Raw genomic sequence first — 8457 nt, forward strand, 5'->3', positions numbered from 1 at the left:
CCCCCGCCCGGAGCGGATCCGGGCGGGGGCGCCGATACGGAGGAGCGGTCAGAGACCCAGCTCGCCCTCGAACTCGCCGGCCTCCAGACGGGCCTTGACGTCCGCCAGGTAGCGGGCGGCGTCCGCGCCGTCGACCAGCTGGTGGTCGTAGGACAGGGTCAGGTAGACCATGTCCCGGATGGCGATGGTCTCGCCCAGCTCCGGGTGGTCCACCACGACCGGGCGGCGCACGGTGGCGCCGATGCCCAGCTCGGCCACCTGCGGGTAGTTCACGATGAGCGTGTCGAACAGCGCACCGCGCGAACCGGTGTTGCTGATCGTGAACGTGCCGCCGGACATGTCGTCCGGGCTGAGCTTGCCGGTGCGGACCTTGCCCGCCAGCTCCGCGGTCTTCTTGGCGATGCCGGCCAGGTTCAGGTCGCCCGCGCCCTTGATGACCGGGACCATCAGACCCTTCTCCGAGTCCACCGCGATGCCGATGTTCTCGACATCGTGGTAGGTCACGGTGCCGTCGTCGTTGATCTTGGCGTTGATCGACGGGTGGGCCTTCAGCGCCTCGGCGGCGGCCTTGACGAAGAACGGCATCGGGGAGAGCTTGACGCCCTCGCGGGCCAGGAAGTCCTCCTTGGCCCGGGCCCGCAGCCGCATGACCCGCGTGACGTCCGCCTCGACCACGGTGGACAACTGCGCCTGCTTGTGCAGCGCCTTCATCATGTTCTCGGCGATGACCTTGCGGATGCGGGTCATCGGCACCGTCTGGCCGCGCAGCGGCGACGGCTCGGCCTTGGCCGGGCCGCGGACCGCCGGAGCGGCGGCCGGCGCCGGAACCTGGGCGGCCTGCGCCCTGGCGGCCTCGGCCGCGGCCACGACATCCTGCTTGCGGATGCGACCGCCGACGCCGGTGCCCTTGACGGTTGACAGGTCGACGCCGTTCTCGGCGGCGAGCTTGCGCACCAGCGGGGTCACATAGGCGCCCTCACCGGCGGCGGCCGGAGCGGGGGTCTGGGCCGGAGCGGCGGGCGCCTGCTGCGGGGCCTGGGCGGGCTCGGGCTTCGGCTCGGGGGCCTCGGCGGGAATCTCGGCCTGCGGCTCGGGCTGGGCCTGCGGCTCGGGCTGCGCCGGCTCGGGCTGGGCCTGCGGCTCGGGCTGCGCCGGCTCGGAGGCCCGGGCCGGAGCGGCGCCGGCGGCCCCGATCACGGCCAGCTTCGCGCCGACCTCCGCCGTCTCGTCCTCGCCCACCACGATCTCCAGCAGGGTGCCGGAGGCGGGGGAGGGGATCTCGGTGTCGACCTTGTCGGTCGACACCTCCAGCAGGGGTTCGTCGGCCTCGACGTGCTCACCCTCGGCCTTCAGCCAGCGGGTGACGGTGCCCTCGGTGACGGACTCGCCGAGCGCCGGCAGCACCACATCGGTGCCCTCCGCCGCACCGCCGGAGGGGGCGGCCTGCTGCGGGGCCTGGGCCTGGGCCTGGGCGGGCTCGGGCTTCGGCTCGGGCCGGGTCTGCGGCTGCGCCGGGGCGGCCTGCGGTTCGGGCTTCGGCTCGGGGGCCTCGGCCGGGGCACCGGATCCTTCCCCTGCCTGCGGCGGGGATGCCCCATCATCGATCACGGCCAGCTCGGCGCCGACCTCGACCGTCTCGTCCTCGGCCACCTTGATGGAGGACAGGGTCCCGGAGGCGGGGGAGGGGATCTCGGTGTCGACCTTGTCGGTCGACACCTCCAGCAGGGGTTCGTCGGCCTCGACGTGCTCACCCTCGGCCTTCAGCCAGCGGGTGACGGTGCCCTCGGTGACGCTCTCGCCGAGCGCCGGCAGGGTTACGGAAACCGCCATGGTTTCGGTTGCTCCTAACGAAAAGTGCGAATGGCGTGGTGCTCTCGCGCCCGGGAGGATCAGTCGTGGGAGTGCAGCGGCTTGCCGGCCAGGGCGAGGTGGGCCTCGCCGAGAGCCTCGTTCTGCGTCGGGTGCGCGTGGACGAGCTGCGCGACCTCGGCGGGCAGAGCCTCCCAGTTGTAGATGAGCTGGGCCTCGCCGACCTGCTCGCCCATCCGGTCACCGACCATGTGGACGCCGACCACGGCACCGTCGCGGACCTGTACGAGCTTGATCTCACCCTGCGTCTTGAGGATCTTGCTCTTGCCGTTGCCGCCGAGGTTGTACTTCAGCGTCACGACCTTGTCCGCGCCGTGGATCTCCTTGGCCCTGGCCTCGGTCAGACCGACGGAGGCGACCTCCGGGTGGCTGTAGGTCACGCGCGGCACGCCGTCGTAGTCGATCGGCACGACGTCCAGCCCGGCCAGCCGCTCGGCCACCAGGATGCCCTCGGCGAAGCCGACGTGGGCGAGCTGGAGGGTCGGGACGAGGTCGCCGACGGCCGAGACGGTGGGCACGTTGGTGCGGCAGTACTCGTCCACCAGGACGTAGCCGCGGTCCATCTTCACCCCGGCCTCCTCGTAGCCCAGGCCCTGTGAGACCGGACCGCGGCCGATGGCGACGAGCAGCAGCTCGGCCTCGTGCTCCTTGCCGTTGGCCAGGGAGACCTTCACGCCGCCGTCGGTGTACTCCGCCTTCTCGAAGAAGGAGCCGAGCGAGAACTTGATGCCGCGCTTGCGGAAGGCGCGCTCCAGCAGCTTGGAGCTGTTCTCGTCCTCGGCCGGCACCAGGTGGGGCAGACCCTCGACGATGGTGACGTCGGTGCCGAAGGACTTCCAAGCGGAGGCGAACTCGCAGCCGATGACGCCGCCGCCCAGGATGACGACGGACCGCGGCACGCGGTCCAGCTTCAGCGCGTGGTCGGAGGTGATGATCCGGTCGCCGTCGATCTCCAGACCCGGGATCGACTTGGGCACCGAGCCGGTGGCCAGCAGGATGTGCCGGCCCTCGTAGCGCTGCCCGTTCACGTCCACCGAGGTCGGGGAGGAGAGGCGGCCCTCGCCCTCCACGTAGGTGATCTTACGGGAGGCGATCAGCCCCTGCAGGCCCTTGTACAGGCCCGAGATCACGCCGTCCTTGTACTTGTGGACGGCTGGCATGTCGATGCCCTCGAAGGTGGCCTTGACGCCGAAGCCGGCGCTCTCGCGCGCGGAGTCGGCCACCTCGCCGGCGTGCAGCAGGGCCTTCGTCGGAATGCAGCCGTAGTGCAGACAGGTACCGCCGACCTTGTCCTTCTCGATCAGGGCGACGTCCAGACCCAGCTGCGAAGCCCGCAGGGCAGCGGCATAACCGCCGCTACCGCCTCCGAGGATCACTAGGTCGAAAACGGTGCTGGCGTCGTTCGCCACGTCACGTCCTCCATGCATGGGTACGCCGGAGCCGGTCCGTCGGAGACCGGGCGGCTGTATGTTCGGCCGCTTCTTGCTCGGCCCTGTGGGTTGAGCGGGCCCTGTCCTGCCTAGACAACATCTTTGCACTTGTCGGCGGACGGTGGGACGCCGGGCCGGTGTCCCAGCCCCTCATACCCAGGTGAACAGAAGGATTGCGCGCGGATACGTGTGTCTACCGGACGGTAGGCCGACCGCGATCGCTCACGGCGAACGCGTCGCGGCCGGAGCGGATCCGGCCGCGACGCGCGCCGGGGGCGGAAAGCCTCCGGAGCCCCGGCGGGGCGGCCGTCGAACGGGCCTTCGGGCGTCCGTCAGAGGGCGTCCCCCGCCGCGGCGCGCTCGGCGAGGCGGACCAGGGTGCGCACCGCGCATCCGGTGCCGCCCTTGGGGGTGTAGCCGAACGGGCCGGCGTCGTTGAAGGCCGGACCGGCGATGTCCAGGTGCGCCCAGGTGGTGCCCTCGGCGACGAACTCCTTCAGGAACAGGCCGGCCACCAGGCCGCCGCCCATCCGCTCGCCGATGTTGGCGATGTCGGCGATCGGCGAGTCCATGCCCTTGCGCAGGTGACCGGGGAGCGGCATCGGCCACGACGGCTCGCCCACCTCGGTCGCGCTGTCGTGGACGGTCGTGCGGAAGGCGTCGTCGTTGGCCATCACGCCGAACGTGCGGCTGCCCAGCGCCAGCATCATCGCGCCGGTCAGGGTCGCCACGTCCACCACCGCGTCCGGCTTCTCCTCGCACGCCCGGGTCAGGGCGTCGGCCAGCACCAGGCGGCCCTCGGCGTCGGTGTTGAGCACCTCGACGGTCTTGCCGCTGTACATGGTCAGCACGTCGCCCGGCCGGGTCGCGGTGCCCGACGGCATGTTCTCCGCCAGCGCCAGCCAGCCGGTGACGTTCACCCGCAGGCCGAGGCGGGCGGCGGCGACCACGGCGGCGAAGACGGCGGCGGCGCCGCTCATGTCGCACTTCATGGTCTCGTTGTGGCCGGCCGGCTTGAGCGAGATGCCGCCCGAGTCGTAGGTGATGCCCTTACCGACCAGGGCCAGGTTCTTCCTCGCCTTGGAGTGGGTGTAGGACACGCGCACCAGGCGCGGCGGGTTCGCCGATCCCTGCCCGACGCCGAGGATGCCGCCGTAACCCCCCTTGGCCAGGGCCTTCTCGTCCAGCACCTCCACCGTCAGCCCGTGCTCCTTGGCCGCGCTCTGCACGGCGGAGGCGAAGGACTTCGGGAACAGGTCGTTGGAGGGGGTGTTGACCAGGTCGCGGGCGCGGTTGACCTCCGCGGCCAGCACCTCGGCCCGCTCGGCGACGGCCCTGTGGGCCTTGTCACGGGGCTTGGCGCCGAGCACGGTGACCTCGGCGAGCGGGGCGCTCCTGTCACCGCCCCCGTCCTTGCCTCCCTTGCCCTTTCTGCCCTTGGGAGTGCTCCCGGCGTTCCTGTCCTCCTTGCCGCGGTACTCGGTGAAGGAGTACGAGCCCAGCAGCGCTCCCTCGCAGACGGCGGCCAGGGACGCCTCGTCCCCGGCCGGCAGGGCGAAGCCGGCCTTCTTCCGGCCGCTCAGCGCGCGGGCGGCCGCACCGGCCGCACGGCGCAGTGCCTCCGGGTCGTACGGCCCGTCCCCGTCCGGGACGTCGCCGAGCCCGACCGCCAGCACCAGGTCGGCCTTCACACCGTCCGGGGCGGGCAGCTTGGTGACCTCCCCCTCGCCGCCCGACGCGCCGAGGGTCTCCAGGACACCGGCCAGGGAACCGCCGAACGCCTGGTCCAGGGGCTCGCCGCCCGGAGCGACCAAGGGCCCGTCCGGGCCCTTGGCCACACCGACGACGACGGCGTCCGCGCGCAGCGTCGCGGCGGATGTGGAACTGAGAGTGAGAGCAGACACAGTGGTGGGAATCCCTCTTCCGATGGGCAAGCCGAGTGGATGTGCACGGCTTCGGGCACGGGCCGAGCCTACGTCGCGGCCCGGGGCGCCCCGCCGTCGGCTCCGGACGGTGTACGCGAATCCACCGCCCGGAGCCGGTGGCGGAGCGTGACGAGAGCGGGGACCGTCCCGCGGAATTCTCCGAGGGGCGCTAACCCGGCGCAAGCACCACCAGGCAGGCGGTCAGCGCGGTTTCGCCCACCGCGCCGAAGACGTCTCCGGTCACCCCGCCCAGTCTGCGGTGGCAGTGGGCCAGCAGCAGGTGCGCCGCGCCCAGCGCCACCAAGACCGCCGCGGCGCACCGCACGGCCCCGTACGGCCCCCACAGCGCCCCCGCGCCCGCCGCCGACGAGACCACCGCCACGCAGGTGAGGGCGGCAGCCCGGACGGGCACCGCGCCGGCGACCGCCGCGCCCAGCCCCCCGGGGCGGGCCGCTGGGACGCCCTCACGGGCGGCGAGTGTCAGCGCGGCGCGCGCGGCCACCGCCGAGACGGTCACCGCGACCGCGCCCCACGCCCAGCCGACGGCGTACGCCCCGGCCACCGCCGCCACCTGGGCGAGCAGCACCAGCAGCAGGGTGACCACCCCGAACGGGCCGATGTCGGAGCGCTTCATCACCTCCAGCGCTCCTTCGGCCCGGCGGCCGCTGCCCAGGCCGTCGGCGACGTCCGCGAGCCCGTCCAGGTGCAGACCACGCGTCAGCACGGCGGGCACCGCGACGGTGGCGACCGCCGCGAGCAGCGGTGAGGCGCCCAGCAGCAGCGCGACACCCCCGGCGGCGGCCGCGCACAGCCCGGCCACCAGGCCCACCAGCGGGGCGCACACCATGCCCGCGCGGGCCGCGGTCCGGTCCCAGCGGGCCCCGGACACCGGCAGCACGGTGAGCGTGCCGAAGGCGAAGCGGACCCCGTCCCGTGCGCCGGCGGGCGGCGGGCCGGGCGGCGGGCCGGGCGGCGGCTGCGGGACGGTGTCCACGGGCTCTCCTGCGTTCTGCCTGCGAGAGGACGGCCGGCGTACGGGCTCAGGTGGCGTCGGGCATCCGCGCGGCGCCGGTGCGGTCCGCGTCCGGCGCCACCACCGCGGAGTCCTCCCGCTCCTGACGTACCGGCAGCTCCGCCGCCAGCGCGGCCGCGGCCCGGACCAGGGGGAGGGCGAGCAGCGCGCCGGTGCCCTCGCCCGCGGTGACGCCGTGGTCCAGCAGCGGGTCGAGCGCCATCCGGTCCAGTGCCTTGGCCTGCGCGGGCTCCCCGCTCGCCGACCCGGCCAGCCACCAGTCCGGCGCCCGGAACGCCACGCGCTGGGCGACCAGCGCGCACGCGGCGCAGACCACGCCGTCGAGGACCACGGGGGTGCGGCGCACGGCCGACTGGAGCAGGAAACCGGTGATCGCGGTCAGGTCCGCCCCGCCGACGGTCGCCAGCAGCCTCAGCTGGTCCCCCAGGACGGGCCGGGCACGGCGCAGCCCGTCGCGGATCGCCGCGCACTTGCGCATCCAGGCGAGGTCGTCGACGCGCCCGCCGCCGCGGCCGGTGACCACGGAGGCGTCGGTGCCGCACAGCGCGGCGACCAGCACCCCGGCCGCCGTGGTGCCGCCGACGGAGATATCGCCCAGGACCACCAGGTCGGTCCCGGAGTCGGCCTCCTCGTCGGCGACGGCCATGCCGGCCCGGAAGGCGCGCTCGGCCTCCTCGGCGGTCAGGGCGTCCTCGGCATCCAGGCTTCCGCCGGAGCGCCGCACCCGGTGGCCGGTGACCTCCGCGGGCAGCTCGCCCGGGTCGCAGTCCAGCGACATGTCGACGATCCGCAGCGGCACGTCGAGACGGCGTGCCAGCACGGCCGCCGGGCTCGTGCCGTCCAGGGCGGCGCGCACCAGGGCGTGCGCGCCCCCGGCGGGCCGGGCGGAGACGCCCAGCCGGGCCACCCCGTGATCCCCGGCGAACAGCACGGCCTTCGGCCGCGAAACCGGTTCCACGGGGACGCGGCCCTGCGCCGCCGCCAGCCACTCGCCCAGTTCGTCCAGCCGCCCCAGCGCCCCGGCCGGCAGGCCGGTCCGGGCGCGCCGCTCCTCGGCGTCCCGGCGGACGCCGCTGTCGGGACGTTCGATGAGGTCGCCGAAGTCGTCGAGGTTCAGGCTGCCTTCGCTCATGCGGCCGACACTACCGTTCCCCGCCCGGCTCCCGGCCGGTACTCAGCCCCGCAGCGGCAGAGCGGTGCCCGCCGTGACCAGCAGGACGTGCTCGCACTCGGCCGCCACCGCCGCGTTCAGCCGGCCCAGCTCGTCGCGGAAGCGGCGGCCCGCGGCGGTGGCGGGCACCACGCCCGAACCGACCTCGTTGCTGACCGCCACCACCGTCCGGGAGGCGGCGCGGAAGGCCGCGACCAGGGCGCCGGTCCGCCCGGCCAGCGCCCGGGGGGCCTCGCCGCTTCTCCAGCGGTCGTCGTCCCAGGCGCCGGCGCGGTCCATCGCGTCGGTCAGCCACAGGGCCAGGCAGTCGACCAGCACCGCGGGGGCGTCCCCGGCGGTGAGCAGCGGCACCAGATCACAGGTCTCGGCCGTGTGCCAGGTGGGTGGGCGGCGCTCCCGGTGCGCGGCCACCCGCGCCGCCCACTCCCGGTCGCCGTCCCGGGTGCCGCCCGTGGCGACGTACAGCACGTCCGGGAAGGCCGCCAGCCGGCGCTCGGCCTCGGCGGACTTGCCCGAGCGCGCGCCCCCCAGGACCAGCGTGCGCCGGGGCAGGTCGGGGACCGCCCGGTAGTCGCCGACCACCACCGTGGCGCCGTCCGGCTCGGTACGGGCCCCCGCGGCGGCCAGCCGCCGGTGCAGCTCCGCGCCGGGCGGCACGTCGTGGTCGATGTGGACGGCCAGCACGTCCGTGGTGGGGCCCACGGCCCCGGCCGCCCGCAGCCGGGCGAGCGCGTCGGGGCGGCCCAGGACGTCCATCAGCACCAGGGCGTACGGGGCACGGGAACCGTCGCGGGGCAGGTCCGCGGGCCCGGCTCCCGGCGGCAGGTACAGCAGGCGCTCGCCGTCGGGCCCGCCGATCTCGTACCCGGTGCCCGGCGCGTCCAGCGCCACCGCCCGCGCCCGGTGGCCGCTGATCAGCGTCAGCCCCCGCCCGACCCCGGGCGCACCGGGCAGACCGTCGGGCTGCGCCTGGAGGACCCCGGCGACACCGACTTCATGGTCCAGCGCGCCGTCACCGCTCTCGGCACC

6 protein-coding genes are annotated in these 8457 nt (G+C 74.5%); all 6 read right to left on the reverse strand.

The genetic code is table 11. The features are described 5' to 3' along the window. Window positions 1-48: 48 nt before the first annotated feature. Window positions 49-1830, reverse strand: coding sequence for a 2-oxoglutarate dehydrogenase, E2 component, dihydrolipoamide succinyltransferase (gene sucB / locus LJ221_RS17290; RefSeq protein WP_241717632.1), 1782 nt, complete (start codon window positions 1828-1830; stop codon window positions 49-51). A gap of 59 nt (window positions 1831-1889) precedes the next feature. Continuing rightward, entirely contained in the window at window positions 1890-3278 is a 1389-nt protein-coding gene (gene lpdA, locus LJ221_RS17295) for a dihydrolipoyl dehydrogenase (protein WP_241717633.1), read from the reverse strand. A 353-nt stretch (window positions 3279-3631) separates the two neighbouring features. Next, window positions 3632-5203 (reverse strand): leucyl aminopeptidase, encoded by a 1572-nt coding sequence (locus tag LJ221_RS17300; protein ID WP_241717634.1) that lies wholly within the window; start codon window positions 5201-5203, stop codon window positions 3632-3634. 190 nt (window positions 5204-5393) lie between these two features. Continuing rightward, window positions 5394-6218 carry an adenosylcobinamide-GDP ribazoletransferase gene (locus LJ221_RS17305; protein ID WP_308314805.1) on the reverse strand — a complete coding sequence of 275 codons (825 nt, stop codon included), beginning with the start codon at window positions 6216-6218 and terminating at the stop codon, window positions 5394-5396. A 46-nt stretch (window positions 6219-6264) separates the two neighbouring features. After that, on the reverse strand, window positions 6265-7389 hold the full coding sequence (locus tag LJ221_RS17310; RefSeq protein ID WP_241717635.1) for a nicotinate-nucleotide--dimethylbenzimidazole phosphoribosyltransferase: 1125 nt from the start codon (window positions 7387-7389) through the stop codon (window positions 6265-6267). 42 nt (window positions 7390-7431) lie between these two features. Further along, the coding region (locus tag LJ221_RS17315; protein WP_241717636.1) for a bifunctional adenosylcobinamide kinase/adenosylcobinamide-phosphate guanylyltransferase at window positions 7432-8457 on the reverse strand (1026 nt) is incomplete at its 5' end.

Origin of the sequence: Streptomyces sp. CNQ085 (assembly GCF_022614595.1) — a bacterium.
Classification (GTDB): Bacteria; Actinomycetota; Actinomycetes; order Streptomycetales; family Streptomycetaceae; genus Streptomyces.